Source organism: Gluconacetobacter dulcium (assembly GCF_014174165.1).
Classification (GTDB): domain Bacteria; phylum Pseudomonadota; class Alphaproteobacteria; order Acetobacterales; family Acetobacteraceae; genus Gluconacetobacter; species Gluconacetobacter dulcium.
Genome location: NZ_JABEQN010000012.1, coordinates 53764 through 80207 on the forward strand (window position 1 = coordinate 53764; position 26444 = coordinate 80207).

The following is a 26444-nucleotide window of genomic DNA, read 5'->3' on the forward strand; positions in this document are numbered from 1 at the left end:
CACCCATGACGCTGCGCCTCGACACCGTGTCACTTCACAGCAGGGAGCGCCCCCTGCTCGATGCCGTGTCGCTGACGCTCCATCCGGGAGAGATCGTCGCCGTCATCGGGCCGAACGGCGCGGGAAAAAGCACGCTGCTGCGGCTGGCCAGCGGGCTCGTGGCCCCGACCTCGGGCACGGTCAGCCTGGACGGCACCCCGATCGGCGACCTGCCACCGGAACGACTGGCGGCAAGACGGGCGATGCTCGGCCAGGATTCGGTCCTGCGCGCCCGCTTTTCGGTCGCCGAGCTGGTCCGGCTGGGCATCCGCCCCCCATGCCCGCCCGCCCGGCGCGAGGCCATCGCCAGCGAAGCCCTGCGACGCGTCGGCCTGGAGGCATTCGCCGGGCGCGATGTCATGAGCCTGTCGGGCGGCGAGCGTCAACGGGCGCACCTCGCGCGGGTGCTCGCCCAGCTCGCCCCATCCATGCACGCGGGCCGTCCCGGCTTCCTGCTGCTCGACGAACCGATTTCGGCCCAGGACCTCGCCCGGCAGCGCCTGGTGATGGACATCGCACGCGACCATGCCCGCCAGGGCGGTGGCTGCCTGATGGTGCTGCACGACCTCAACTGGGCCGCCAGCCGCGCGGACCGCATCCTCGTGCTGAACCATGGCCGCACCTGCGCGGAAGGAGCGCCAGCCGAGGTCCTGACGCCGGACATGCTGAAGACGGCGTTCGACATTGCCGCCCCCCGCCTTCGCATCCATGTGGAAACCGAACGTCCGTTCGTCATTCCGCATGATTTCGCCCGGTTCCGGGCCACAACCGAAAGAAAGAGCGCATCATGTATATCGCCATGAACCGGTTCCGCGTCACCCCCGAATGCGAAGCGGCCTTCCAGCGCCGCTGGCTGGACCGCGACGTGCTGCTCAAGACGGTTCCAGGCTTCGTCTCGTTCCAGTTCCTCAAGGGTCCCCGGCGCGACGACTACATACTGTACGCCTCCCACACCGTCTGGGAATCCTGTGACGCCTTCATCGCCTGGACGCAATCCGAACAGTTCCGCCAGGCCCATGCCACCGCTGGCGAAGGCAAGAAACTGACGATCGGGCCGCCGGTCTTCGAAGGGTTCGAAGTGCTGCAGAACGTCACACTCTAATTCAGAGGTGCCCCAGGTTGTTCGGACAGATTTACGGCCTTGATAAGCTATACCCGATTGGTGTCACGTCGCCATTCTGACGGCGTGACTGTCAGCCATCGGCCGTTGTAAAACCCGATCCAATTTGCCAGGTCCGTTCGCAACTCCGATCCCATCTCGGACGCGTGCAGATAGACGCATTCGTATTTCAGCGACCGTCCATGCTGATGCGGACCTGACGTTCCTCCAGCACTTCCGTGAACCGGGGTGTCGTGAACTGCGACCTGATCCGAATTAAAAATCTCTGCCGCGCCAAGCTTGTTCCCTCGACCGCCCCAGCCATGTGGCTGTTTCAAACGCCCCACCAATAGGTTCGATCGCGACCCGATCACTGATCCGCAAGACTCAATTGTGAGACATTATTATTTTAACAACGGACAACGCCACCCTTGGCAAGGCGCTGGGAAACGGATCGGGACGGTCCCGTTGCCAGAAGACCTGCCCAGCTTCAGGCCAGTGCGAGCGGTGCGCGCCGCGAGACTCGATGCCCCTTCCCGTTCGCCGGCAGCCGGAACTGGCGTACCAGCGCGGCCAGCCGGGTCGTCTCCCCCGCCACGCTGCGCGACGCGGCGTTGAATTCCTCCGACACGGCGGCGTTCTGCTGCGTCGTCTGGTCCAGCGAGCCAACGGCGACATTCACTTCCGACAGGCTGGACGACTGCTCTTTCGTCGCCATCGCGATGGCATCCAGATGCTGGCTGATCTCGCCGATAAAGGTTGTGACCGTCCGCAGGGCGTTGCCGCTGCTGTGCACCCGGCTCGCCCCTTCGCGCACATCCTCCGCCGATCGGCGGATCAGCGTGCGGATCTCCTTCGCCGCATCGGCAGAACGCTGCGCCAGGGCGCGCACTTCGGTCGCCACCACGGCAAAGCCCCGTCCGCTCTCGCCGGCGCGCGCGGCCTCCACACTGGCATTCAGCGCAAGCACATTGGTCTGGAAGGCGATATTGTCGATCACATCCACGATCGACGCCATCTCCTTCGACCCGCTTTCGATCCGCCCCATGGCCTCTTCGGTCTCCCCCGTGATCGTCACCGAAAGCGAAGCCGATTCCCGCGCCTGCGCACCGATCTTGCGGGCCTCCTCGGAGCGTTGCGCCACCACGCGAACACTCTCCACGATCCCGGCGACGGCAGCAGCCGTCTGTTCCAGCGATGCCGCCTGATGCTCCGTCCGGCTGGCCAGATTGTCGGCCCCGCTCGCCAGTTCCCGCGTGCCGTTGTCGATCGCATCCACGGTGGTCGAGACCGAGGCGAACGTCCCGGCCAACTGTTCCACCGAACGGTTGAAATCATTGCGCAGGATTTCGAACTCTTCGGAAAATGCCGTCTCGATCCGGATAGACAGGTCGCCCCCGGCAACCCGGCTCAGCGCATCCGCCAGTCCGCTGGTCACAACCCGCACACGTTCCCTGGCCTCTTCATCGGCCTTCGCCTGGCGTTCCAGCCGTGTGATCTCGGCCTTGCGGCTGGCTGCGGTTTCCGCTTCAAGCCGCGCATTGTCGATGGCGGCCACGCGAAACACCTCTACCGCCTTGGCCATGGCGCCGATTTCGTCCGCACGCCCGGCAAAGGGGATCGGAGCATCGACCTCTCCCCGCGCAAGGGCCTTCATCGCGCGGGTCATGACCGGCAGCGGCCGCATCAGCCGAACGGTGACCACACTCATCAGAACGGCACTCAGCGCCAGCATCGCGCCCGCGACCCAGACGATCGTCCAGATCAGATTGTCGGTCACGGCATCGACGCGCGTCGCCACGATCGCAACGGAATCGACACCGATGATCCTGTTGCCCTGAGAAGAAAAGATCGGCTGATACAGAGTATAATACGGCACCCCGAGAACCTGGGCCACGCCTTCGAAAGCTTCGCCCCGCATCATGGCCCTGAACGGTGCGCCGGCGGGGTCAAGCGGCGTGTCGATCACGCGCTTCCCGTCACGTCCCCTGATATTGGTCGTCCGGCGGATGAAATCATGGCCGGCCTCATCCAGCACGAACAGCGTCGTGCCTCCGGCCACCACGTCGCCCACGGCATCGACCATGGAATGGCTGCTGAAACGGGCCGGCAGAACATCGGCGGTAATGCGACCCACGGTGCCGTTCGGCCCCCATGCCACATGCACGCCCGGAAGATCCCGCTCCAGAATGGCGACCGCCGCACGCATGCCATTGCGAAGATTGGCTGTCTCCGCCTGTTCCATCTCCCGACGGACCACATGCGTGACGCTGGTCGCTACGAAGACGACACAGACCAGCATAAAAATACAGGTCACCCCAACTACTGTGCCAACGAGGCCGGTTTTCCCGGTCATGCGCATGCTCATCTCCAAATGCAAGCATTTGCGCAATCAGGCGCTCGTCAGCCAAAATAAACAAGCGGGCAGATTCAGTTCCGCATCATTGTGCGATGCAGCATTACCAGCCCGGTATGGTACCCGAGAGGCTTCCTGCCGGTCACTCCCCTTCCGTCGCATGGAAGCGGGTATAATCGACCGTGATCCGCCCGTCGGCCGAGGCGTCGATGATATCGACGAAACGGTGATTGTACAGCACCCGGTCGAAGCCGTAGGCCGTGCGGGCAAAGACGCTCTGCCCCGAGACCTCGTCGGTTCCAGTCACGGTCAGGACGATCTCCGCCTCCTCCTTGCGCAATGCCTCGATCGTCAGGCCGTTCAGCGGGCTGTGCGCGTCGATGACATGCATCGGCGAAAAGGCGAAACGCAGGACCGGAATATGCGACTGCACCAGCACCAGCGGATCGAACTGCCGGGCCAGCCGTCCGTTCGGCTGGACGATCAGGCGCGAGAGAAACAATTCCACATCCACCGACAGGATCGGGCTCAATCGCCGGTTGGCGATGCGCAGGCTCAGATGCGCCGTATCGCCATCCTTGCGGATCAGGGCACTGTTGCTGAACATGAGCCGGGCACGTGGTCGGGCGAACCGTGCAAAGACCAGTCCGGTCGCCACCGCATTCAAGATCATACCCCCCAACAGTTCGCATGACGCGATGACATGCGCCGACCGGCCCACCGGAGCCATCACACCATAACCGACGGTGGAAAAAGTCTGGATACTGAAGAAGAAGTAATCCCAGAACACGCCCGGCCGCGTGCCGGTAATCTCCCGTGGCACCATCATGTAAAGCAGCGCGAACGCGGCGTTGACCACGACATAGCTAGCCAGAGCATACCAGAAGAAACTGCTCCAGCGGATCGTCAGGGCATGGTGATAGAAATCGGACCACGCCCTGTCGGCATGACCCACCCGCACGATATTGTCATCGCTCCGCCCTTCCAGCGCACGATGAAGCCGCAAGCGAGACAGCGCCTGCGGCACATGGGCTGCCAGAAGTCTTTTTCCCGCTCTCTTCTGCTGCCCCGACGGCTCCGAAGCCCCGCCCATTGCCGCGAATCCTTCCCCGCATGAATGATTGCAGCGAGAATGACGTCAAAATCGCATACTCCGTAATGGCATCGATCGCGCAGGTCTCATGCGTGCGACGCTCTTCCCACGGCCTATTTTCCGGCCTGGAGTGACGCGAAGAATTTCTACACGGGCGTCCTCGGCCTGCGGCATCAAGCTTTCTCGGTGCGGGATCTCGATACCATGATCGACGCGCTGAGCGGCCGACGCTTCACCTTCTTCACCGATCCGGACGATCTGGCGCTGGAACTGTATGACAGCGTACCCATTGATGCGCACCCGACCACAATGACGTGACGGCGGGTGGCCGGCCACCAGCCGTCATGGCAGAATCATTTTTCCACAGGAGAAAACAGGCCATGACCGCCTATATCGTCTTTACCCGCGAATCCACCACCGACCAATCGGAACTCGACGCCTACGGGCAGGCTGTCGCCAAGAGCTTCGCCGGCCATCCCCTCAAGGTGCTGGCGGCTTATGGCTCCCAGCAGGTGCTGGAAGGAACACCGCCCGAAGGCGTGGTGATCCTGGAGTTCCCCGATATCGAGGCAGCACGCGCCTGGTACGACAGCCCCGCCTACCAGGAGGTGGTGAAGCACCGCTGGAATGGGTCGTCCTACCGCGTCGTCATCGTCCAGGGCACCTGAGCATCCATCTGGAAACACGCACGGGCGGTTATCCTGGGCGCGTTTCCAGAGTATTTCCATCGAAAAGCGGCCTGGTGGAAATACTCTATCTTATTGTTTTTTAAGATCATTTTCGCCCGTTTGAACACACGCATTCAAACAGCCTGCCAGTCTGGTCGTCAGGCGGCGGCGAGTGACGCGACCCGCTGCCGGCGGAACAGGCTGGCCGCCAGCACGCGCGCATCCTGAAGCGATGCCATGATTTGCCCGTTCAGCGGACGCAGCCATTCGTGAATGGCACGAAAGACGCGCGTTCCATCGTGACGGGACTGGATGACAACCCCGACGAATACACCGTCGATCTCGACGATCTCGGATTTGATCATGACATGGCTCTCCTTCTCGCGGCAGCATGTCCGTAAGAATGCGGGTTCAAGACCACGATACCGGACCGGAAGCAACGACGGCCCGATGAAGACTTCATGACAATCCGATGAACGCCTTTCCCGACTTCAAACCCAGAAGACCGGAGTGCGGCGAAACTTGCGCCACCGCCTATGCGCCGCCTCGTGGGTCGCATCCTGCCGGCAGCACAGAAAGCCGGTTACCGCGCCCACCACATGGCGCGTCTCACCGCCCGCCTCGCCGTCGAACAGCGACAGCAACCGCCCGGTGGTCAACACATCGCTATCCACCCCCAAGGCCGCCTGCACCGCCGCCAGACGCTGCAAATAGAGCCCGCCCTTCTGCCCCGGCGCATGCAGCGCGATGAAGAATTCCGACGCATAGCGCAGTTTTTTCAGGGCCAGCCGCACCTGATGACGCTCCGGCGGTGTCAGCCGCGCGAACCCCCGGCCACGGCGTCGCGCCTTGCGATGCAGTCGTGCCAGATGACGGGCGGCGAAATCGGCCGCCGGTTCTTCCAGCGCCTTCAGCGCCGCTGGCGACCGCGCCTCGTCCCACAGGCTGCCATCGGCAAGATTCCCCATGAAATTCAGCAGCCACTCGGCATCCGCGCTGGCCAGCACCTGCCGGACCCGCGCGTAGGCGCCATCGCGCAGAGGCCGGGCCAGCGGCAGCAGGCGCCCGACGACATTGACCCCCGCCCGCCCCAGCGGGCTGAGGCCGGGCAGCGTCTCCAGCATGAAGACATCCCAATCCCGCGCCTCGCCGACAGCACGCGCCAGCATGCGCGCCCGCGCCGCTGCTTCGTCCAGCGTCGCGCTGGGATAATCGCGCCGCAGCAGCCCCGCGAGCGCGCGAAAGCGACGCAGGGCCACACGTACCTGATGCACGCCCTCCACATTCCGCCCATCCATCGCCACCGGCAGGTTGGCCTCCAAATGGTCGCGCAGGACGCGGGCAATCCGCACCACGGCGCGACGCACGGTATCATCCTTCTCCAGTTCCACCGGCTCGGCACGATGGCTGTCGGGAATGACGGTCTCGCTCTGGTCCGGCATGCGCCCTCCTTTATCGCCAGACCACGGGACGAATGGCGAAATTGCTCTGGATCTGGGCCACGCCCGGCAGGCGCGAAAGTTCCTCGTTATGGATACGCTCGTAATCCGCCGCATCGCGTACCGCGACATGGAGCAGGTAATCGGCATCGCCCGTCATCAGATAACATTGGCGCACATCGGGGCAGGTCTTCACCCGCGCCTCGAACCGCCGCAGACATTCCTCCGTCTGCCGGTCCAGCGTAATCCGCACGATCACGATCGTCGTCGCCTCGCGCCCGCGCTCGTCAATGATGGCGCGATAGCCGCGAATCACTCCGGCCTGCTCCAATTGCCGCACCCGGCGCAGGCAGGCCGAAGGAGACAGCCCGACCCGCTGCGCCAGGTCGGCATTGGTCATGCGCCCATCCTGGCTCAGATGACGCAGAATCGCTCCGGTCGCCCGGTCCATTTTTTGTTTTGAATCGGAACCTATCATGCTTCGGCAACCATCCCGGCAGATCCTGCCATTTAGACGCAGAGAATTGCATATTTCCCACCTCAGCGACAGATCATGCAATCATTCGGCAGGAAATATCAGTCCAAGGCAGCCTAAGCTGATGGCGCACACCCCCATGCCCTGATCGGTCGAGGCCGCGCCGCCCATGCCCCATTCCACCCCAATTCCCCATTCGTACGACGCCGGCTGGCCGCGTGCCCGGGCAGGTGCGACCCTGACGATCGACCTCGACGCCATCCGCGCCAATTACCGCGCGGTGCGGGCCCGTGCGGCCGGCGCGGAATGCGCGGCGGTGGTCAAGGCCGATGCATACGGGCTGGGTGCGGCACGGGTCGCCCCCATGCTGGAGCAGGCCGGTGCACGTACCTTCTTCGTCGCGCATGTGGATGAGGGCATCGCCCTGCGTCCTCATATTGCCCCCACAAGCCGGGTCTTCGTCCTGCACGGTCCGCTGACCGGGGCCGAGGCCGATTGCGTGCACCACGACCTGATCCCGGTCCTGAACAGCGTCGAGCAGATCGGCGCCTGGCGCGCCCTTGCCCACCGGCTGGGCCGCCCCCTGCCTGCGGCGGTGCAACTCGATACCGGCATGTCGCGCTTCGGCCTGTCGGAAGAGGATCTCGACCGGATCGACGCCGACCCCGACGACTGGCGAGGCATCGGGCACTGCCTGGTCATGAGTCACCTCGCCTGTGCCGACGACCCGTCCGACCCGGCCAGCGCCCATCAGCGTGACCGCCTGCTGGCCATGCGCGCCCGCCTGCCGGCCGCGCCCCTCAGCCTGTCCGCCTCGTCGGGTATCTTCCTGGGGCCGGATTTCCATTTCGACCTGGTGCGTCCCGGCGCCGCCCTCTATGGCGTGGCGCCCAACGGCACCGCGCCCAACCCCATGCGCCCGGTGGTGCGCCTGCAGGCGCGCATTCTCCAGACCCGCACCGTCGGCCCCAGGGACGGTGTGGGCTACGGCCTGACCTACCGCCCGACCAGCAGACGCCGGATCGCGACCATCGCCGCCGGCTATGCCGACGGCTTCATGCGCCACGCGGCGCGGGAGGGCCGCGCCTGGCTGGGCACCCAGCCCCTGCCGATCGTCGGCCGCATCTCGATGGATTCGATGGCCGTCGACATTACCGACGCCCCCGATTCCCTCACCCCCCCCGGCGCCATGCTCGACCTGCTGGGGCCGCAGCACGGAGTCGACGAGGTCGCGCGCGGCGCCGGCACCATCGGCTACGAAATCCTGACTTCCCTGGGCCACCGCTACCACCGCGCCTATGTCGCGGACGGCGCGGCCTCTTCCCTCTCCTGAGCGGACCTGACGACACATCATGAAGATCATCATTCTCGGCGGCGGCGTGGTCGGCGTGACCTCGGCCTGGTACCTCGCGCAGGCCGGACACACGGTCACGGTCATCGACCGCCAGCCGGCGGCGGGGCTGGAAACCAGCTTCGCCAATGCCGGCCAGGTCTCGCCCGGCTATTCCTCCCCCTGGGCCGGGCCGGGCGTGCCGCTCAAGGCCGTGCGCTGGCTGCTGATGGCCCATCGCCCGTTCGTATTCCGCCCGATGGCCGACCCGCACCAGTGGCGCTGGCTGACGCAGATGCTGGCCAACTGCACCACCGCCGCCTACGACCGCAACAAGGGCCGCATGGTCCGGCTGGCGGAATACAGCCGTGACGTCATGACCGAACTGCGCGCCAGCACCGGCATCACCTATGACGACCGCCAGCAGGGCACGCTCCAGGTCTTCCGCAAGCAGAAGCAGCTCGACCATATCGGCGAAGACCTGCGCGTGCTGGACCAGTACAACGTGCCCTACGAACTGCTGGACGCCGCCGGCTGCGTGCGGGCCGAACCCGGCCTGGCGGCGGCGCAGGGCAAGCTCGTGGGCGGCCTGCGCCTGCCGGGCGACGAGACCGGCGACGCCCACATGTTCACCCAGCGCCTTGCCGCGATGGCGGCGGAACGCGGCGTGACCTTCCTCTACGACACCACGATCCGCGACCTGAAGCGCGAGGGGGGCCGTATCGCCGGCATCGACACCAGCCGGGGCCGGATGGAGGCGGATTCGTACGTGCTGGCGCTGGGCAGTTTCTCGCCCGCCATGGTGCGCGGCCTGGGGCTCGACCTGCCGATCTATCCGGTGAAGGGCTATTCCATCACCGCCCCGATCGTCGATGCCGCGCGCGCCCCGGTTTCCACGGTGATGGACGAGACCTACAAGATCGGCATCACCCGACTGGGCGACCGCATCCGCGTCGGCGGCACCGCCGAACTGGCGGGCTTCAGCACCACGCTCCGCGCCCCGCGCCGGGCCACGCTGGAACATTCGCTGACCGACCTGTTCGCCGGCGGCGGCGACGTGCCGGCCGCCACCTTCTGGACCGGCCTGCGCCCCATGACACCGGACGGCACGCCGATCATCGGCCCGACCGGAATCGACAATCTCTATCTCAATACTGGCCACGGCACGCTGGGATGGACCATGGCCTGCGGCTCGGGCCGGGTGCTGGCCGACATCCTCTCGGGCCGCAAGCCGGACATCGCGCACGAGGATCTGGCGCTCAGCCGCTATAAAGCCTGATCCAGGCAGCGCCCGGCCCAACCGCCGGGCGCCTTTTCCCATCCAGTCGCCCCCCCCGCCATGCGCCGGGGGCTCGCTTGCCGCCGCCGATACGCTGCGATATGGTGCGCGCCGCATCCAGAGCCGGGACCTCCCGGCACCAACCTGCATCCGAGCAAGGTGGCGTTCCCGTTATGGGAAGATGTGGCCGATCCGGCAAAAAACGGACCGCTACCTCACTGTCATCGATCCTCGTGGTGCCTGTAGCAAGCGAGGAAAGGCCGCAACCGCGATGCCCAACACCCAGCAATTCGCCAGCGATAATTACGCCGGTATCTGTCCCGAAGCCCTGCGGGCGATGGAAGAGGCCAATCGCGGCTCGGCCACCGCCTATGGCGACGATCCGTGGACGCTGCGCGCCGCCGACGCCTTCCGCCGGACATTCGAGACCGATTGCGAACTATTCTTCGTCTTCAACGGCACGGCGGCCAATTCGCTGGCGCTGGCATCGCTCTGCCAGTCCTACGAAAGCATCATCGCCGCCGATATCGCCCATGTCGAAACCGACGAATGCGGCGCGCCGGAATTCTTCTCCAACGGCGCCAAGATCCTGGTCGGCCGCACCACCAACGGCAAGCTGACGCCCGAGACGATCCGCGCGTTCGTGCTGGGCCGCACCGACATCCATTTCCCGCGCCCCAAGGCCGTCACCATCACCCAGCCGACCGAGACCGGGCAGGTCTATACGCTGGACGAGATCCGCGCGATTTCCGCCACCTGCCGCGAACTGGGCCTGCGGCTGCACATGGACGGCGCGCGCTTCGCCAACGCCGTCGAAACCCTGGGCTGCGCCCCGGCCGAAATGACGTGGCGGGCCGGTGTCGATGTCATGAGCTTCGGCGGCACCAAGAACGGCATGGCGATCGGCGAAGCCGTGATCTTCTTCGACCGCGCCCTCGCCGAAGGCTTCGATTACCGCTGCAAGCAGGCGGGGCAACTGGCCTCCAAGATGCGCTTCCTCTCGGCGCCCTGGGCCGTGATGTTCGAAACCGGCGCCTGGCGCACGCATGCCGCCCACGCCAATGCCTGCGCCCGCCATTTCGCCCGGCAGGTCGAGGGGCTTCCGGGGGTGGAAATCATGTTCCCCGTCGAAGCCAACGGCGTATTTCTCAAACTGTCGGAGACCCTGACCGCAGGGCTGCACGCGCGGGGCTGGCGGTTCTATACCTTCATCGGCGGCAGCGCCCGCTTCATGTTCGCGTGGGATTCGCATATTGCCCGCGTGGATGCGCTTGCCGCCGACCTGCGCGCGCTCACGACCGCCGACGCGGCATAGGAGCCCTCCCCGTCATGACGCTGCAATCGTGGCTGCTCTACCTCAATGCCGTGTTCCTGCTTTCGGCCATTCCGGGGCCGAACATGACGCATATCATGACCGCCAGCATCCGCTACGGGGTGCGGCGGGCACTCCCGGACATGACGGGCTGCCTGCTGTCGCTGGTCGCGCTGATGGCGGCCTCGGCACTGGGGCTCAGCGCGGTGCTGGCGGCCTCGCCCCTGTTGTTCACGATCCTGAAATTCGCCGGTGCCTTCTACCTGATCCAGCTTGGCATACGCGGCTGGCTGTCACATGCCCCCGCCGCACAGGCGGAGGGCGCCGCCCTGCCGCCACTGGCCTGGCACAGCTCGCTGCGCACGTCGTTCCTGGTCGGCGCCAGCAACCCCAAGGCCATCATCTTCGCGGCGTCGTTCCTGCCGCAATTCGTCAATCCCGCCGCCCCGCAGGCTCCGCAATACGCGCTGCTGATCGCAACCTCGGCGGTGGTGGAAGTGCTGTGGTACCTCGTCTATGCCGGCAGCGGCGCCCGGCTGGCGGCGGTGCTGTCCCGCACCACCTGGCGCCGGCGCATGCAGCGCACCAGCGGCGCCCTGTTCATCCTGTTCGGCTGCGTTCTGCTGCTGCACGATCCGAAATAAGGAAAGAACAGGACGCCATCTTTTCCAAAACCCTCTCATGAAACTATAGCGCAACCTGTCCGCTGATCCGGGTCACGGTCGCACCGCCGATCCAGATTCCCGCCTCGTCCCGCGCCACCCGCACGCGCCCCATCCGCCCCAGCACCGTGCCCTGGCTGGCGATATAGGATTGCGGCGCCAGACCGGTACCGATCAGCCACTTGGCCAGCCCCGCATTCAGGCTGCCGGTCACCGGGTCCTCGAAAACCGCGGCCCCGCCGGTAAAAGCCCGCACCTCGAAGCTGGCCCCATCCCCATCGCACTCCGGATTCCAGGGCGCGACCACGCCCACGTCCCAGCCCGCCAGCGCCTGCGAATCAGGCCGAAGCGCCAGAAGCTCCTCCCGGTCGCCCACCATCAGGCCGACCCAGCCGGGGCCGTTATCCACCCAGTTCGCGGCCACCACCCGATCGGGCGACAGGCCCAGCCCGCGCGTGACGACCGCCAGATCCGCCGCATCGACCGGCCCCGCCCGACGCAGGGGCGGCGCGGCGAAGGCCAATCCGTCAGCATCGCGACGCACCGTCACCAGGCCGGCACCGCATTCCTGCACCACATCGCGCCCCTGCGGCACACCGCCCATGGCCAGCCAGACATGACACGACCCGAGGGTCGGATGACCGGCGAACGACAACTCCGTCTCCGGCGTGAAGATCCGCACCCGGTAATCGGCACCGGGCTGCGTGGGCTTGAGCAGAAAGGTCGTCTCGCTCAGATTCATCCAGTTCGCGAAGGCCGCCATCTGCCCGTCGTCCAGCCCGTCAGCCCCCGCGACGACGGCCAGAGGATTCCCCTTCAGCGGCGCCGCCGCGAAGACGTCAACCTGATGAAAGATATATGTCGTCATCAGTTCTTTCTCCGAATTCCCACGATCATTCCTCACGCCGCTCCATGCAGCGTCAGTAACAGGATCAGCCCCAGCGCGATGATCAGCCCGATCCCGGCCGCTTCGACGTGACACCAGATCCTGCCCTCCCCGGGCCGCCGGAACGGCTGGACCGGATTCCGGGCGGATCGCGCTTCCTTTGCTGCGATGACCATCATCAATCGTCCTCTCTCACGCACGAAGAGGCCCTCCGTCCCACACATTGTACTATTACAATATTGAGTTCCTCTTCATTTCTGTAGTTTTGTTCTAGGATTATCGAGGGTCAATCGTTATATTGTCCTAGTTCAATCCGATCGCACCGTTCACGGCAGGACAAATGACCCAAATCTGGCGCCCCGACATTCCGCCTTCACCCGGCCCGCTCTATGCCCGGCTGACCGACGCGCTGGAACGGGATATCGCGGCCGGCATCCTGCCGGCAGGCGGTCGCCTGCCGCCCCAGCGCGACCTGGCCCATACCCTCGGGCTCAGCGTCGGTACCGTGACCAAAGCCTATGCCGAGGCCGAGCGACGCGGCCTGCTGCTGGCCCATGTCGGCCGAGGCTCCTTCATTCGTGGAACGAGCCCCGATATCGCGATCGCTACCAGCTTCGACTCGGTGGCTTCCGCCTCCGAAGCCAAGGCAACCGGCCCGCAGGGCACCGGCATCGACCTGCGCTGCAACATCCCGCCGCGTGTCGGATTGTCCCGGGCACTGGAACGCGCGGTCGCGGATCTGGCCGCCAGCGGGCAACTGGAACCCGCCGTCCAATATATCCAGGCCAGCGGCCTGCGCTCGGTGCGCGAAGCCGGGGCGGCGTGGCTGGCGCGCCGCTACGGTCTGGCATGCGACCCGGCGGACCTGATCCAGTGCAATGGCGGCCAGCACGCGATCACGCTGGTGCTGTCCTCGCTCTGCCGGCCCGGCGACACCGTGCTGTGCGAGTCCGCCACCTTCTACGGCGCCCGCACCGCCGCCGAACATATGGGCCTGACATTGCGCGGCGTGGCGATGGACGAGGAAGGGCTGATCCCGTCCGCGCTGGAACGCGCCGCGCTGGAAACCCGTGCCCGCGTCCTGTTCACGGTGCCGACCCTGCAAAACCCCACCAGCCGGACGATGAGCCTGTCCCGGCGGCAGGACATCGCACGGGTTGCCCGGCAGCACGACCTGACGCTCTTCGAAGACGACGCCTACTATCTCTACGCCGATCCGGCCGACCGCCCGCCGCCCCTCGCCGCCATCGCGCCGGAACGCACGGTCTATCTCGCCAGCATTTCCAAGGGGGTCTGTCCGGGCTTCCGCCTGGCGTTCGTGACCCTGCCGCCCAATGTGGCGCGCGAGCGGATCATGCGCGGCATCCGCGCGCTGGGCTATTGCCCGCCGGCACTCGGCGGCATGATCTTCGCGCGCTGGGTGGCGGACGGCACCGCCGACGCCGTCGCCGACGCGGTCCAGGCCGAAGCCGCCGCACGGCTGGCGATGGCACGCCAGATCCTGGGGCCTGCCATGGACAGTCCCGGCGCGGCGCGTTCGCCCCATGTCTGGGTGCCGCTCTCCCCACTGGCGGCCCAGCGCACCCTGAACCACGCCCTGCGCGCCGGGGTGGACCTCACGCCGCCCGAAGCCTGCTGCGTGTCCCGTGACGCCGAGTCCGGCCTCAGAATCTGCCTCGGCGCTCCGGACGACCGACCGACCCTGGAGCGGGCGCTGCACATCGTGCGCGACGCCATCCACGAACCCGCGATCAGCGAGGCCCGCGGCATCATCTGATCCGCCTCCAGGAGCCGGACATCAGGCCGCCGGCCACACCTGAAGACAGCGTGGGTCGATGCTCACCCGGCAAGCGCCATCCGCCGCGCAGGACGGATCGGCCACGATCTCCAGTTCGGCATCCCCCAGACGCAGCCCCATCGGGCGCTGGCCGTCGCGCACCTCGCCCCGCCACAGGATACGGGCCGGGCAGGCGCCATCGTCCGCCACCCGGATCTGGTATGGCCGCGCCGACCAACGCACCCGCGTCCCCGGCGGCGGCAGATCCGTTCCCTCCCCGTCCGGATGCCGCGCCAGCAGCGTCACGCCCTGCCCCACGTCGATCCGTCCGTCCGGCAGCATCGTCCCGTCGCCGATCGCCTCGGCGCCCAGCAGACGGGCGGCCAGTTCGCTACCCGGCCGGGCGAACACATCAGCGGTCGGTCCGGCACGGATCACGCGGCCGGCATCGAGCAGCACCAGTTCCTCCGCCATGGCCAGCGCCTCCGCAGGGTCATGGGTCACCAGCACCGTTACCACCTCCATGCCGCGCAGCACGGCCAGAACCTCCCGCCGCAGCCGCGTGCGCAAGGGGGCATCCAGCGCCGAAAACGGTTCGTCCAGCAGCACCAGGTCCACACGGCACCGCGACAATGCCCGCGCCAGGGCCACCCGCTGACGCTGGCCGGGGGAGAGTTCGGCCGGATATCGCCCCGACACACCCTCAAGCCCCAGCGCGCCCATCCAGGCCGCCGCCCGCTCCGGCACGCAATCGGTCGCGAACGTCACCTGCCGCGCCACCGTCAGATGCGCCGGCAAGGCATAACCTTGCGGCACATAGGCAACCGCACGCTGCTCGGGCGGCAGCGGCGACAGGTCGCTTCCATCCAGCCGCACCGTCCCCGCCACATCCTCCAACCCCGCGATGGCCCGCAGGGTCATCGATTTTCCCGATCCGGACGGCCCGAGGATGGCAATGCGCCGCGCCCGGCTTTCCAGCCTCACGTCCAAGGTAAAACCCGGCAGGTCACGGCGGATCGCCAGCGCCAGATGGCGCGGTGGTGCCTCCACCCCCTCCCGCGCGGCCAGAAGCGGCAACGTGGCCATGCGGGGCGCGGCACCACGGGCGACGGGTCGCGTCAGCCAGTGCCCCGCCGCCATTGCCAGCCCGGCCAGCAGCAGGGTCGGCGCCAGAACCGGCAACATGGCCGGCAATCCCGCCTCGCCGAACGCGACATAGGTAAAGACCGGCAGGGAGTAAGGATGATAGGCGAGCATCACCGTCGCGCCGAATTCGCCAAAGGCCCGCAGCCACGCCATAACCAGCCCGGCCAAGATCGACCGCCGCGAAGGCCGAACGGGCGGCGATGATCAGGAACGGCGCCGCGACGAACATCTCGGCCGCGACGATGCCGGCAAAATGCTCGCTCAGCCCCAGCCCGCCCAGCGGCCCGCCATAACCCAGCAGAAACAGCAGCAGCACGCCGCCGGCCAGCGGCGGCAGGGCGAGCGGCAACTGCACCACCCCGCCCAGCCACACCGTCCACCAGCCGCGCCCCCGCGCCAGCACATACCCCAGCGGAATGCCGAACAGCCCGATCAGCAGCGTCGCCACCCCGGCACTGGCCATCGACACGCCGGCGGCCCGGGCCAGTCCAGCGCGATCCACGCCGGCCCAGTCTGCGTCGCCCAGCCGCACCATGCCCGCCACGAAGGGTGCCAGCAGCCACAGGCATAGAAGGCAGGCCAGCCCCTTTACCGCACCGGGCATGGGCCGCATGCCGCGCGCCGTCAGGGACGAATGACCGGCCGCACCAGCGCGGGCAGCGTCCTGTCATCTCCCACAAGAACCGGCACCATCTTCTCCAGCCCATGCTGCCGCAGAACCGCGCTCCCCTCCTTGCCCAGCAGGAAGGCAACGAACCGCGCCGCCCCATCGGGGTTCGGCGCATCCTTCAGGATCGTGACCGAATACCGGGCCGCCAGCGCCAGTTCCGGCGGCAGTTCTATGCTCGGGATCTGCATGTCGGCGGTTTCCATCGCATAGAAGAAACCGACATCGATCTGTCCCGATTGCAGGCGCCCGACCAGGCTCTCCTCCGGCCGTACCTGCCCGGACCGGTCAGAGCCCATGATCCGCGCCGCCAGGCCAGGCTGATGGTAGAACGCTTCGGCCTGCTGCAACATATGGACGGTCAGCGCCCCTTTCGGGTCCAGCGCCGGGTCGGTCCGGCCGATCCGGACGCCGGGCAATTGCAGGACCTCGTACCAGGGCCGTGTCTGCAAGGCGTCGACGATGGGACTCTGCGGATTGTACCCGATCACCAGCGGCGAGCGCGCGAAGATGATAAACCAGCACACCAGGTCGCCCAGCCGGCCGTTCAGGGCCGGATCGGCGCTGATGAACACATCGCCCCGCCGCAGCCCACCCCGGATCTGATGCACAAGGGCACCCGACGGGCCCGCATAGCCGCGAAAGATATCGTCGCCGATCGCGTCGAAAGCCGGGGCGACGCCCCGTTCCATCAGCTTCAGCAGCGAACCGGCATACAGCACGTCCACCGTCCGACCGTCCCACGCCCAAGCCCTTGCCGGAACGGGGAGCATCGCCGCCCCCAACAGCATTGTCCGACGTCGCATTCTCTCTCCCGCCTGTTCACGCGGAAGACAGCATACCACCGGGCTTGGATTTACAAGAGACTGTTTCAAAAGCTCCGATCATGACCGGAAACGTAAGGCAGCCTCAGCGCGCGACGCCCGGCAGGTTCCAGCCATACCGCAGGGCCATGAGCCGCAGGCCGAAACAGACCAGCCCGCCCGCCACGGCCCCCCAGGCCACCGGCACGGCCAGCCGCCGGCTGGCGACGACCACCGCCGCGCCAGCCAGCGCGGCGGTGGCATAGATGTCCGAAACCAGGATCAGCGGCACGCGCGCCAGCAGCAGGTCGCGCATCACGCCGCCACCCACCGCCGTTACCATGCCCATCAGCGCCGCCCCCAGCGCGCCGACACCGCGCGACAGGGCCTTCTCGGCCCCCGCGACGGCAAACAGCGACAGGCCGGCGGCATCCAGCACCGCCAGCACCGATCCCCCCGGCGCAAGCCGTAGCGCGGGCGGGAGGAGAAACACCATCAACCCGGTCAGGAAGGCCAGCGCCGGATAGCGCCAGTCGCGGATCGCACTGGGCGGCACGGCACCGATCAGCACGTCGCGGATCATGCCGCCGCCCAACGCGACCACGCAGGCCAGCACCATGATGCCGAACAGATCGAGATGGCGCGCGGACGCCACCATCGCGCCTTCGGCGGCGAACACCAAGGTTCCCGTCAGATCGGCAACCAGAACGACCGAGGCCAGGGTCGGACGCATGTCAGAATCCGCTAGCCCCACCCGGCGGCGGGAAGCCGAAACGCACGCGCATCAGCCTCCCCCCTCCAGTCCTCAGTGACGCGGCGCCAGGATAGCGGCCAGCATGTCCGGCTTGCCCTCCACCCGCTCCAGATGCGGATAGCGCAGCCCGCCATGATACGGGACCGAGACCGTCACATACCGATCGCCTTCCTGCAACAGCAGCGCGATCGGCGCGGCATGCGCGTCCTTCGCGTCGACGATCGCCTCGCGCAGCACCTCGGGGTCATACGCCTCGCCATTCACCGCGATCACCTTCGCATCGCGGGTTATGCCGGCCTGCCAGGCAGGGCTGCCCCATTCCACATTGCCCAGCGCGCCGCCCTTGCCGATGGTAAGCCCCAGCGAGAAGGCGAAATCCTCGACATGCCGCACGCTGGCGAACGACCCGACATATTTGTTGGGCTGATCGGTATAGACCAGCCGGTACCCACCGCGCGTGAACCCGTCCAGCGGTGCGTGCTCCGAGGTCTCGTCCAGCCGCTTGCGCAGGAACGTCGCCCAGTCATAGGGCTGGATGTCGTTCAGCGCCTTCACCACGTCGTCGAACTCGTACGTGCTGGTGATGAAGCTGCCGTCATTGGTGCCGAAGAAATGGCGCGCCACGTCGTCCAGCGAATGCTTGCCGCCGGAAAGCTGGCGGATCAGCGTATCGGCATCCAGCCAGATGAGCTGGCCTTCGGAATAATAATCCTCGCTGCGCTGCCAGCTCCGCCAAGACAGCGGCGCGCGCCGCGCGATCACCGGATCGTTCGTCGTATCGATCAGCGGCCGCCAGGTGCGTCCACGGCGCGTGTCATACACCGCGCCCACCTCGGCCAGCGCCTCGATCACCTGCGGTGCCGTCATCAGGCCCGCACGCGCCGCCAGGACATACCCCCAATACTGGGTCTGCCCTTCATAGACCCACAGGCCCGTCCCACGCTGGGGGGTATTGAAGTTCGGCGCCCACAGGCCGGCCGGCCGGCGGTATTTGCCGTTCCACGAATGGGTGTATTCGTGCGCCAGCAGGTCGCGCGTCGCGAACGTCTTGTCCCATTCGGTAAAATAGCCGCGCGGGCCGCTGTTTTCGCTCGACTGGTGATGCTCCAGCCCGATCCCGCCGAGTTCCTCGGTCAGCGCGAGCAGGAAGTCATAATGATCGTAATGATGCGAGCCATAGAGCAGGTTCGCCTGCGTCACCAGCGCGCGATGCGCCGCGATCTGGGCATCGCTCACCTCCAGTTCCCCCGGCTTGTCCGCCACCAGGTTCAGCGCCACCGGCACGGCGGCACCCGGCGCCAGGTCGATGCGGCGGAAATACCGCCCGGCGAACAGCGGGGAATCCACCAGCGTATTGAACGGCACCGGCTTGAAGGTCACGACATCGCCGGCCTTGCCCTGCGCGCGCAGTGCCGTGCCGTACTGCCAGCCCGTGGGCAGGCGCAGGCTGGCCTCGACGGGGATCTGGCGCGTGAAATACCCGGCCGGATAGAGCGCCACCGCATTCCACTGCACGTTCAGCATCTCGGGCGTCATCACCACGCGCCCTTCCTCGCGCGAAACCGGCGACAGAAGCTGGAACGACACATCCACCGTATGCGCGCCCTTGGGCACGGGGATATGGAAGGCACTGACCGTCACGTTGTCGCGCAGCCACGGCAGCGTCACCCCACCGGCCTTCACCACCAGACCGCCGAACTGGTCGAGCGCACCGGTCGGCGAATGATCGCCCGGCAGCCACATCGGGTAGAACAGCGGCAGGTCGCCGCCGGTCGCCGCCAGCGCGGCCGGCACCGGCACGGTCTCGTGCACGGTCATGATATGCCGCGCCAGGTCGGTGGCATCGACCGACAGCCGGATGGTGCCGCCGAACGGCACGTCCCGCGGCGCCGGGATGGAATCGGGCAGCGGCAGAGGCTCCGGCTGGGGCTGGCTGTCAGCCGCCCCCGCGCTCTGCGACAGCCCCACCAGGCCGACCGAGGCCAGGGCCGTGGACAAGGAAAGGGCGAGAATGCGTTTGGAAAGCGGACGCAAATGGACAACCTTTCAAAATTTCGGGAAATCGCATGCAGTGCCGGGTCACAGGCCCGGCGATCACATTCCGCAATGACATGAAATACGCTGTCCGTCACGCCACCGGCCGGCGCGCGGCCCGACCCACAGGCGGGTCTCATCCGGAGAGCCCTGAAATGCCTGTGAAATTTTCATGACATATACGAATTCCGTATTCTCTCGCGAGAAAATATTAAATAACGATCATCTTATCGATATGGTTTTGAAAAAATTTGTAATATTTTATCGATCGTCATACGTGCCTGTCGTGCCCGTCCCTCCTGGCCGCGCATCGGCCGGATCGGCCCGATACAAAAGAAAACGCCGTGCCAGACCTGATACAGACATATGTTTTCCTTTCCTCTCTCCCACATCCCGTTTTTCCCCGCGCGGCCGGCTCCCTTTTCCCCACGGCGGGCACGGCGCGTACCGTCTTTCCGGCACCCGTCTTCCTCGCCGGGCGACAACCCCGTTTCGCGCCCGCTACGGGCTTCCCTGCCCGCAAGGCGGCCCCTCCCGCGCGCCCATGGACAAGGATCGGGATCGTCGCTAGTGGCAGCACGCGGCACCGGCCCCAGCCTCCCCGTACCTGCGTTCCCGTAACATCTTCTCGTTCAGAATCGGTTCCGTCCTGGCCCTCGTTGGGGTTGGATGCCTCCTTATTCTCCAGGACCTCAGGCTCAGGCCCATGCACCAGATCGCGCCCGTGACACCTTCGCCGCCCCCCCCCCGATCATCCGGTCGCGCCGCGCGTCTGCTGGGGGGCGGTCTCCTGGCCTGCGCCATCCTGTCCGGGGTCGCAACGTCCGCCATGGCTTCGGCCATGGTACGCAACGACCATGGCCTGCTGACGGTCGCGGCGGATTCGCCGCTGGCGGCCCGCCTGTCCGTCAACTCCGTCACGCTCGCCTCGCCCAGCCGCACGATTCCGGTGCCCGGCGAAATCCGTGCCGAGCCGTCGCAGTCTGTTTCGGTCATGACGCCGGTTGCCGGCGCGACCCTCAGCCTGCCGGTCACCGCCGGCGACCATGTGACGCGCGGCCAGGTCCTTGCCGAACTGGCCTCGGGCGACATGGCCCTGGCCACGACCGACGCCGCGAAGGCCCGCGCGGGGCTGGACTATGCGCGGCGCGCCCTGCTGCGCGCCCAGGGCGTCGCCAGCGCCGGCGGCGCCGCCACCCGCGATGTGGAAGCCGCCCGCAGCGCGTGGCTCCAGGCCCAGGCGGAAGACGACCGTGCCACCGCGCGGCTGGCCGCCCTGCGCGCCCAGCCCGGACAGGGCGGCGTGATCCGGCTGACCACGCCGATCGACGGCACGGTTTCGGCGGTCAACACCGCCCCCGGTGCCTTCGTCACCGACCCGACGGCACCGCTGATGACGGTCACCGGCACGCAACAGGTCTGGGCCGTCGCCGCCGTGCCGGAAAACCTGACCAATACCGTCCATACCGGGCAGGCGGTCGATATCACCTTTCCCGCCCTGCCGGGCCGGACGACGCATGGCACGATCGCGGCGATCGAGCCGGTGCTGCATCCCGATACCCGCACGCTCCAGGCGAGGGTGGTGCTGGCCAATGACGATGACACGCTGAAGCCCGGCATGTTCGCCACCGTGACCATCCTGAGCCCGCAGCCACCGCGCATCATGGTCCCGCAATCGGCGCTGCTGATGAACAACGACACCGTGACGGTGTTCGTCGAAGTCGCGCCCCATGCCTACAGGCGGCGCGATATCGAGATCATTTATGACGACGGCGACCTGTGCGAGGTCACGTCCGGCCTTTCGGCCGGCGACCGCGTCGTGACCCAGGGCGCGGTGCTGCTGAACGATGATTAACCGCTTTATCGCCGCCTGCCTGCAGCAACGGCGCATCGTCTTCGCCGCCATGATGATCCTGATGACCCTGGGCGCGATCGCCTGGCATCAGATCCCGGTCGAGGCCTACCCCGACCTGGGCGCGGTCAACGTCCAGATCACGAGCCAGGTACCCGGCCTCGCCGCCGAGGAGATCGAACAGGAAGTCACGGTCCCGCTGGAGCGCCTGCTGGCCAGCACGCCGGGGCTGGTCGACAGCCGCTCCAGTTCGACTTTCGGCCTGTCGCTGATCACCCTGATCTTCAAGGACGGCACCGACGTCAACACCGCGCGCCAGCATGTGTCGGAGCAGCTCGCACAGGCCGCGCTGCCCACGGGCGTCGTCCCGACGATGGGGCCGATCACCGGCCCATCGGGCGAAATCTACCGCTACACGCTGCAATCCGACGGCCGGAACCTGATGGAACTGTCCGATATCCAGAAATGGATCGTGATCCCGGCCCTGGAACAGGTGCCCGGTGTCGCGGCGGTCAATAATTTCGGTGGCTTCACCATCGAGTACCAGATCGTCCTCGATCCGCAGGCCCTGTTCCGCTACGCCGTCGGCGTCAATGACGTGATCGCCGCCCTTCAGGCCAACAATGCCAATGGCGGCGGCGGCCGCATCACGCGCGGCGATCAATCCTATGTCGTGCGCGGGGTCGGCATGGTCCATACGCTCGGGGACATGGGCGCCATCGCGGTGACCCAGCGCAACGGCGTGCCGGTCCTGATCCGCGATCTGGGCGAGCTGCAACTGGGCCATCAGGTGCGCGAGGGCATCCTGGGCCTGAACGGCAACTCGGATACGATCGAGGGCATCGTCACGATGCTCAGCGGGCAGAACCCGTCGCTGGTGCTGCAGGACCTGCATGACACGATCACCCGGCTTCAACTCCGGCTGGCCTCCTCGGGCGTCAGGATCGTGCCGATCATCGACCGCGACAGCCTGGTGCGGACCACGACCGACAAGGTCACCCACACGGTGATCGAGGGCGTGAGCCTGGTCTTCCTGATCCTGGTCCTGTTCCTGGGCAGCCCGCGCAGCGCGATCGTCGCCGCCGTCACCATTCCGCTGGCGCTGGCCACCGTCTTCGTGCTGATGCACCTGCTGCACATGCCGGCCAACCTGTTCTCGCTCGGGGCCATCGATTTCGGCGTGATCGTCGACGGCGCCATCGTGGTGACCGAGGCCATCCTGCGCATCCGCGAGGAACGGCCGGACCACAAGATGGACGAGGGCGACATCCTTGCCGTGACACGGCATGTGGGCAAGGCAATCGTCTTCGCGACCCTGATCATCATCATCGCCTACGGCCCGCTCTTCGCCTTCGAAGGCGCGGCAGGCCGCCTGTTCCGGCCGATGGCCTTCACCGTCAGCTTCGCCCTGCTGGGCGCCCTGCTCTGCGCCACGACGCTTACGCCCGCACTGGCCTATCTGGCCATGCGCAAGCCGCACCGCCTGTATCACAACGTGCCGCTGGAAAAGCTGCACCATGCCTACCACCGGGGCCTAGGCCATATGGTGGACCGGCCGTGGGCAGCCTATCTGGGCGGCGCGATCGCCTTCTGCCTGGTGGTCTGGCTGGGCGCGCGCACGGGGCGCGAGTTCCTGCCCGATCTCGACGAAGGCGCGCTGTGGCTACAGATCCAGCTTCCCTCGGGCCTGTCGCTGGAAAAGGCCAGCGCGATGGCCGACGAGATCCGCGACGCGATCCGTGCCTTCCCCGAGACCAGTTTCGTGGCGACGCAGATCGGCCGCAACGATTCAGGCACAGACCCGTGGAGCCCCTCGCATATCGAGGCCCCGGTCGGCCTCACGCCCTACAAAACCTGGCCGCACGGCGAAACCCGCGTGGCGTTCATCAACCGCCTGCATGACCGGCTGGCGCAGATTCCCGGCATCACCTTCGGCATCAGCCAGCCGATCGCCGACAACATGAACGATCTGGTCGGCGGCGCGCACAGCCCGCTGGTCCTGCGCGTCTATGGCGACGACCTGAAGGAACTGCGCCGGATCGGCACCCATATCGTGTCCATCCTGCATCAGGTCCCCGGCACCGCCGACGCCTCGATCTTCCAGGAACCCGAGATTCCGCAAATGGATATCACGGTCGACCGGGCAGCGGCGGCCCGCTACGGCGTCAACGGCACGGATATCATGAACGCGGTCCAGAACATGGTCGGCGATGCCGCCGTGGGGCAGGTCTATGTGGGCGACCGCATCTACGCCATGACCGCGCACATGCAGCGGCGCCTGAACAACGACCTGCCGGCCATCCGCCAGATTCCGCTCACGGGCCTGAACGGCGCGCGCATTCCGCTCGGACTGGTCGCCCACATTGCGCTCCAGACCGGCGAGGCGAACATCGCGCACGAGATGAACCACCGGCAGATCACCATCCGCGTCGATAATGGCCAGCGCCCGCTGTCGCAGTATCTCGCCGATGCCCAGGGCCGCATCGCCGCGCAGGTGCATTTCGACTCCGCGCGCTACCGGCTGGAATGGGCCGGCACCTTCCAGCAGGAGGAACGCGCGGAGGCCCGGCTGAGCGTGGCGCTTGCCATCATGTTCTGCGTCATGCTGGTCCTGCTGTTCAGCCAGTTCGGCTGCCTGCGCCAGGCGTTCCTGGTGCTGGCGGTGGTGCCCATGGCCACGCTGGGCGGCCTGGTGGCCCTGAACCTGCGGGGCGAGACGCTGAACATCGCCACCGCCGTCGGCTTCATCGCCCTGTTCGGCGTCGCGATCCAGAACGGCATCATCATGATCTCGGCCATCAACCGGCTGCGCGACGAAGGCATGCCCCTGCGCGACGCGGTGCTGGAAGGGGCCGGCGAGCGGTTCCGCCCCGTGCTGATGACGGCCACCGTCGCCAGCATGGGCATGCTGCCCGCGGCCCTGGCCACGGGTATCGGCACCGATGTCCAGCGTGGCCTCGCCACGGTCGTCGTCGGCGGGCTGGGCATCGCCACCCTGCTGACGCTATTCATCCTGCCCACCTATTATTGCGAGCTGGAAGCCTGGCAGGCGCGCCGCGCCCCGCGCCGGAAGGGAGACCCGGCATGACCGCCTTTCCTGCGCGCGCCCCGGTTTCGGGCCGCTGCCGGCGCCTGCTGTGCGGTGCCGGCGCGCTCGCGCTGCTGGCGGACCTGGGCGGCTGCGCGGTCGGACCGAACTTCCACCACCCCTCCGCCCCCGCGACGCAGTTCGCGCAGGCGGGCCGCCCCACGCGCACCGACGGCACGGCGGGGGCGGACGGGCAGGCCCAGACCTTCCACCCCGGCGCCGACATCCCCGCCCGGTGGTGGGAACTGTTCCACTCCCCGGCGCTGGACCGTCTGGTCCGGCACGCGCTGGCCAACAGCCCGGACCTGGAGGCCGCACGCCACGCGCTGCGCGTGGCGCAGGAAAACCGCGCCGCCCAGGCGGGGGTGCTGTATCCCAACATCTCGGCCAGCTTCAATCCGGCACGCTTCAAGACCTCGCGCACCTACTCGCCGGTGCCCAACAGCAATCGCTGGCTGTACACCGTCCACACGGCGCAGTTGAACATCTCCTACCAGGCCGATATCTGGGGCGGCCTGCGACGCGGGATCGAAGCCTCGGGCGCCCAGCGCGACGCCGAACGCTATCAGCTCGAAGCCGCCTACCTGACCCTGACCGGCGAACTGGTCCAGGCGGCCATCGCCTACGCCGGGCTGCGCGCGCAGGTCGACACGGTGCAGGACGTCATCTCCAGCCAGCGCCAGATCCTGGAATCCGCCACGCGCCAGATCGCCCTGGGGCAGATGTCCGACGCCGACCTGGCCCAGCAGCGCGCCCAGCTTGCGCAGGACGAAGCCACCCTGGTGCCCCTGCGCCAGCAACTGTCGCAGCAGCATGACCAGATCGCCGCCCTGGCCGGCGACATGCCCGACGCGCCCACGCCCGATTTCACGCTGGACGGCTTCACCCTGCCCCAGGACCTGCCCGTCAGCCTGCCGGCCCGGCTGATCGACCAGCGGCCGGACGTCAAGGTGGCCGAAGCCGGCTGGCACGCCGCCTGCGCGCAAGTGGGCGTCGCCATCGCCAACCGCCTGCCCAACCTGCAACTCAGCGCCCAGCCGGGCCTGGCGGCAGCCTCGATCGGCCAGTTGTTCGTCCCCGGCTACGGCCAGTGGATGGTCGCCGGCATGCTCTCCCAGCCCCTGTTCCAGGGCGGGCAACTGATGCATCAGGAACGCGCCGCCCGCGCGCAGTACGAACAGGCCGCGGCCGAATACCGCTCCGCCGTCGTCGCCGCCGTGCAGGACGTCACGGACAGCCTCAACGCCGTCAGCGCCGATGCCACGGCCCTGGTCGCCGACAGCGAAGCCGAACGCGCGGCCACGCGCAGCCTCGACATCGCCCGCGCGCGCCTCGCCTACGGCGACGCCTCGCGGGTGGACATGCTGCTGGCCACCCAGACCACGCTCCAGGCCCGCGTCACCCTGGCACAGGCCCGCGCGGCCCGCCTGTCCGACACCGCCGGCCTGTTCCAGTCGCTCGGCGGCGGCTGGTGGAACCGCCACGACGCCCCACCCGCCCATGGCGGCTGGCCGCCATAAGGCGACGGGCCGCCCCTCTTAACAGGTCAGAACGCCGCCGATCTCGCGGCACACGCCCCGGGTCGTTCCTTCCCCGTCCCGCATGATCCATCCGCCCGGCCCGGTCGGCGCCACGGTCACGCCTCGGCGCTGCACCGCGATCCGCCGATCGATGTCATTCCGCAA

Annotated in this window: 23 protein-coding genes, 1 pseudogene and 1 riboswitch; of the genes and pseudogenes, 11 read left to right on the forward strand and 13 right to left on the reverse strand. The window is 67.2% G+C overall.

Annotated elements, in window-relative coordinates; translation table 11 throughout:
* Window positions 1–5: 5 nt before the first annotated feature.
* Together HLH25_RS10895 and HLH25_RS10900 are read left to right on the forward strand one after the other, a co-directional pair.
* Complete coding sequence (locus HLH25_RS10895) at window positions 6–842, forward strand: heme ABC transporter ATP-binding protein (RefSeq protein ID WP_182974093.1); 837 nt, start codon at window positions 6–8, stop codon at window positions 840–842.
* The gene (locus HLH25_RS10900) at window positions 827–1141 is read left to right on the forward strand and encodes an antibiotic biosynthesis monooxygenase family protein (protein ID WP_182974094.1); all 315 of its coding nucleotides are present in this window, start codon (window positions 827–829) and stop codon (window positions 1139–1141) included. The genes HLH25_RS10895 and HLH25_RS10900 overlap by 16 nt, the downstream gene beginning before the upstream one ends.
* Window positions 1142–1239: 98 nt before the next feature.
* Here HLH25_RS10900 and HLH25_RS10905 read toward each other — a convergent pair.
* The 3 genes and pseudogenes from HLH25_RS10905 to HLH25_RS10915 form a co-directional block, all read right to left on the reverse strand.
* Window positions 1240–1440 (reverse strand): annotated as a pseudogene (locus tag HLH25_RS10905) (IS3 family transposase); the annotation flags it as partial.
* Between the two features lie 188 nt (window positions 1441–1628).
* Window positions 1629–3494, reverse strand: coding sequence for a methyl-accepting chemotaxis protein (locus HLH25_RS10910; RefSeq protein WP_182974095.1), 1866 nt, complete (start codon window positions 3492–3494; stop codon window positions 1629–1631).
* Window positions 3495–3636: 142 nt separating this feature from the next.
* Window positions 3637–4587: an ion channel gene (locus HLH25_RS10915; RefSeq protein WP_182974096.1), complete on the reverse strand. Its 951-nt coding sequence runs from the start codon at window positions 4585–4587 to the stop codon at window positions 3637–3639.
* A 380-nt stretch (window positions 4588–4967) separates the two neighbouring features.
* Here HLH25_RS10915 and HLH25_RS10920 point away from each other — a divergent pair, with 380 nt between their 5' ends.
* Window positions 4968–5255 (forward strand): DUF1330 domain-containing protein, encoded by a 288-nt coding sequence (locus tag HLH25_RS10920; RefSeq protein WP_182974097.1) that lies wholly within the window; start codon window positions 4968–4970, stop codon window positions 5253–5255.
* A 158-nt stretch (window positions 5256–5413) separates the two neighbouring features.
* On the opposite strand, the gene HLH25_RS10925 is transcribed toward HLH25_RS10920, so the two are convergent.
* The 3 genes from HLH25_RS10925 to HLH25_RS10935 form a co-directional block, all read right to left on the reverse strand.
* On the reverse strand, window positions 5414–5620 hold the full coding sequence (locus tag HLH25_RS10925) for a hypothetical protein (protein ID WP_182974098.1): 207 nt from the start codon (window positions 5618–5620) through the stop codon (window positions 5414–5416).
* Between the two features lie 126 nt (window positions 5621–5746).
* Window positions 5747–6697, reverse strand: coding sequence for a CHAD domain-containing protein (locus HLH25_RS10930; RefSeq protein WP_220791782.1), 951 nt, complete (start codon window positions 6695–6697; stop codon window positions 5747–5749).
* 10 nt (window positions 6698–6707) lie between these two features.
* Entirely contained in the window at window positions 6708–7145 is a 438-nt protein-coding gene (locus tag HLH25_RS10935) for an Lrp/AsnC family transcriptional regulator (RefSeq protein ID WP_114726723.1), read from the reverse strand.
* Window positions 7146–7338: 193 nt separating this feature from the next.
* On the opposite strand from HLH25_RS10935, the gene alr reads away from it, so the two are divergent.
* The 4 genes from alr to HLH25_RS10955 all read left to right on the forward strand — a co-directional run bounded on the left by alr (window position 7339) and on the right by HLH25_RS10955 (window position 11734).
* A complete protein-coding gene (alr, locus tag HLH25_RS10940; RefSeq protein WP_182974099.1) occupies window positions 7339–8502 on the forward strand; it encodes an alanine racemase in 1164 nt (387 codons plus the stop codon).
* A gap of 19 nt (window positions 8503–8521) precedes the next feature.
* A complete protein-coding gene (locus HLH25_RS10945) occupies window positions 8522–9778 on the forward strand; it encodes a D-amino acid dehydrogenase (protein WP_182974100.1) in 1257 nt (418 codons plus the stop codon).
* Between the two features lie 108 nt (window positions 9779–9886).
* Window positions 9887–9991: riboswitch (SAM-I-IV-variant riboswitch) on the forward strand.
* A gap of 58 nt (window positions 9992–10049) precedes the next feature.
* On the forward strand, window positions 10050–11093 hold the full coding sequence (locus HLH25_RS10950; RefSeq protein WP_182974101.1) for a threonine aldolase family protein: 1044 nt from the start codon (window positions 10050–10052) through the stop codon (window positions 11091–11093).
* Window positions 11094–11107: 14 nt separating this feature from the next.
* Window positions 11108–11734 (forward strand): LysE family translocator, encoded by a 627-nt coding sequence (locus tag HLH25_RS10955; protein WP_182974102.1) that lies wholly within the window; start codon window positions 11108–11110, stop codon window positions 11732–11734.
* Between the two features lie 43 nt (window positions 11735–11777).
* Here the strand turns inward: HLH25_RS10955 and HLH25_RS10960 are convergent, their stop codons facing one another.
* Window positions 11778–12620 carry a PhzF family phenazine biosynthesis protein gene (locus HLH25_RS10960; RefSeq protein WP_182974103.1) on the reverse strand — a complete coding sequence of 281 codons (843 nt, stop codon included), beginning with the start codon at window positions 12618–12620 and terminating at the stop codon, window positions 11778–11780.
* A 32-nt stretch (window positions 12621–12652) separates the two neighbouring features.
* Window positions 12653–12817: a hypothetical protein gene (locus HLH25_RS10965; RefSeq protein ID WP_183009940.1), complete on the reverse strand. Its 165-nt coding sequence runs from the start codon at window positions 12815–12817 to the stop codon at window positions 12653–12655.
* Between the two features lie 161 nt (window positions 12818–12978).
* Here HLH25_RS10965 and HLH25_RS10970 point away from each other — a divergent pair, with 161 nt between their 5' ends.
* Window positions 12979–14415 (forward strand): aminotransferase-like domain-containing protein, encoded by a 1437-nt coding sequence (locus HLH25_RS10970; RefSeq protein ID WP_182974105.1) that lies wholly within the window; start codon window positions 12979–12981, stop codon window positions 14413–14415.
* Window positions 14416–14436: 21 nt separating this feature from the next.
* Here HLH25_RS10970 and HLH25_RS10975 read toward each other — a convergent pair whose 3' ends face one another.
* From HLH25_RS10975 to HLH25_RS10990, 5 genes are all read right to left on the reverse strand, one after another.
* Window positions 14437–15501 (reverse strand): ABC transporter ATP-binding protein, encoded by a 1065-nt coding sequence (locus HLH25_RS10975; protein WP_259657230.1) that lies wholly within the window; start codon window positions 15499–15501, stop codon window positions 14437–14439.
* On the reverse strand, window positions 15422–16174 hold the full coding sequence (locus HLH25_RS20280; RefSeq protein ID WP_246402023.1) for an ABC transporter permease: 753 nt from the start codon (window positions 16172–16174) through the stop codon (window positions 15422–15424). Before HLH25_RS20280 ends, HLH25_RS10975 begins: the two co-directional genes overlap by 80 nt.
* Window positions 16175–16185: 11 nt before the next feature.
* The gene (locus HLH25_RS10980) at window positions 16186–17034 is read right to left on the reverse strand and encodes an extracellular solute-binding protein (RefSeq protein WP_182974106.1); all 849 of its coding nucleotides are present in this window, start codon (window positions 17032–17034) and stop codon (window positions 16186–16188) included.
* A gap of 103 nt (window positions 17035–17137) precedes the next feature.
* Window positions 17138–17764: a trimeric intracellular cation channel family protein gene (locus tag HLH25_RS10985; protein WP_182974107.1), complete on the reverse strand. Its 627-nt coding sequence runs from the start codon at window positions 17762–17764 to the stop codon at window positions 17138–17140.
* Between the two features lie 72 nt (window positions 17765–17836).
* Entirely contained in the window at window positions 17837–19819 is a 1983-nt protein-coding gene (locus HLH25_RS10990; protein WP_182974108.1) for a M61 family metallopeptidase, read from the reverse strand.
* A 706-nt stretch (window positions 19820–20525) separates the two neighbouring features.
* Here HLH25_RS10990 and HLH25_RS10995 point away from each other — a divergent pair.
* The 3 genes from HLH25_RS10995 to HLH25_RS11005 are packed head-to-tail and all read left to right on the forward strand — an operon-like array spanning window position 20526 to window position 26279.
* Window positions 20526–21674 (forward strand): efflux RND transporter periplasmic adaptor subunit, encoded by a 1149-nt coding sequence (locus HLH25_RS10995; RefSeq protein WP_246402025.1) that lies wholly within the window; start codon window positions 20526–20528, stop codon window positions 21672–21674.
* Complete coding sequence (locus HLH25_RS11000; protein ID WP_182974109.1) at window positions 21667–24759, forward strand: efflux RND transporter permease subunit; 3093 nt, start codon at window positions 21667–21669, stop codon at window positions 24757–24759. Before HLH25_RS10995 ends, HLH25_RS11000 begins: the two co-directional genes overlap by 8 nt.
* Window positions 24756–26279, forward strand: coding sequence for an efflux transporter outer membrane subunit (locus HLH25_RS11005; RefSeq protein ID WP_182974110.1), 1524 nt, complete (start codon window positions 24756–24758; stop codon window positions 26277–26279). Before HLH25_RS11000 ends, HLH25_RS11005 begins: the two co-directional genes overlap by 4 nt.
* The last annotated feature ends 165 nt before the right edge of the window (window positions 26280–26444 follow it).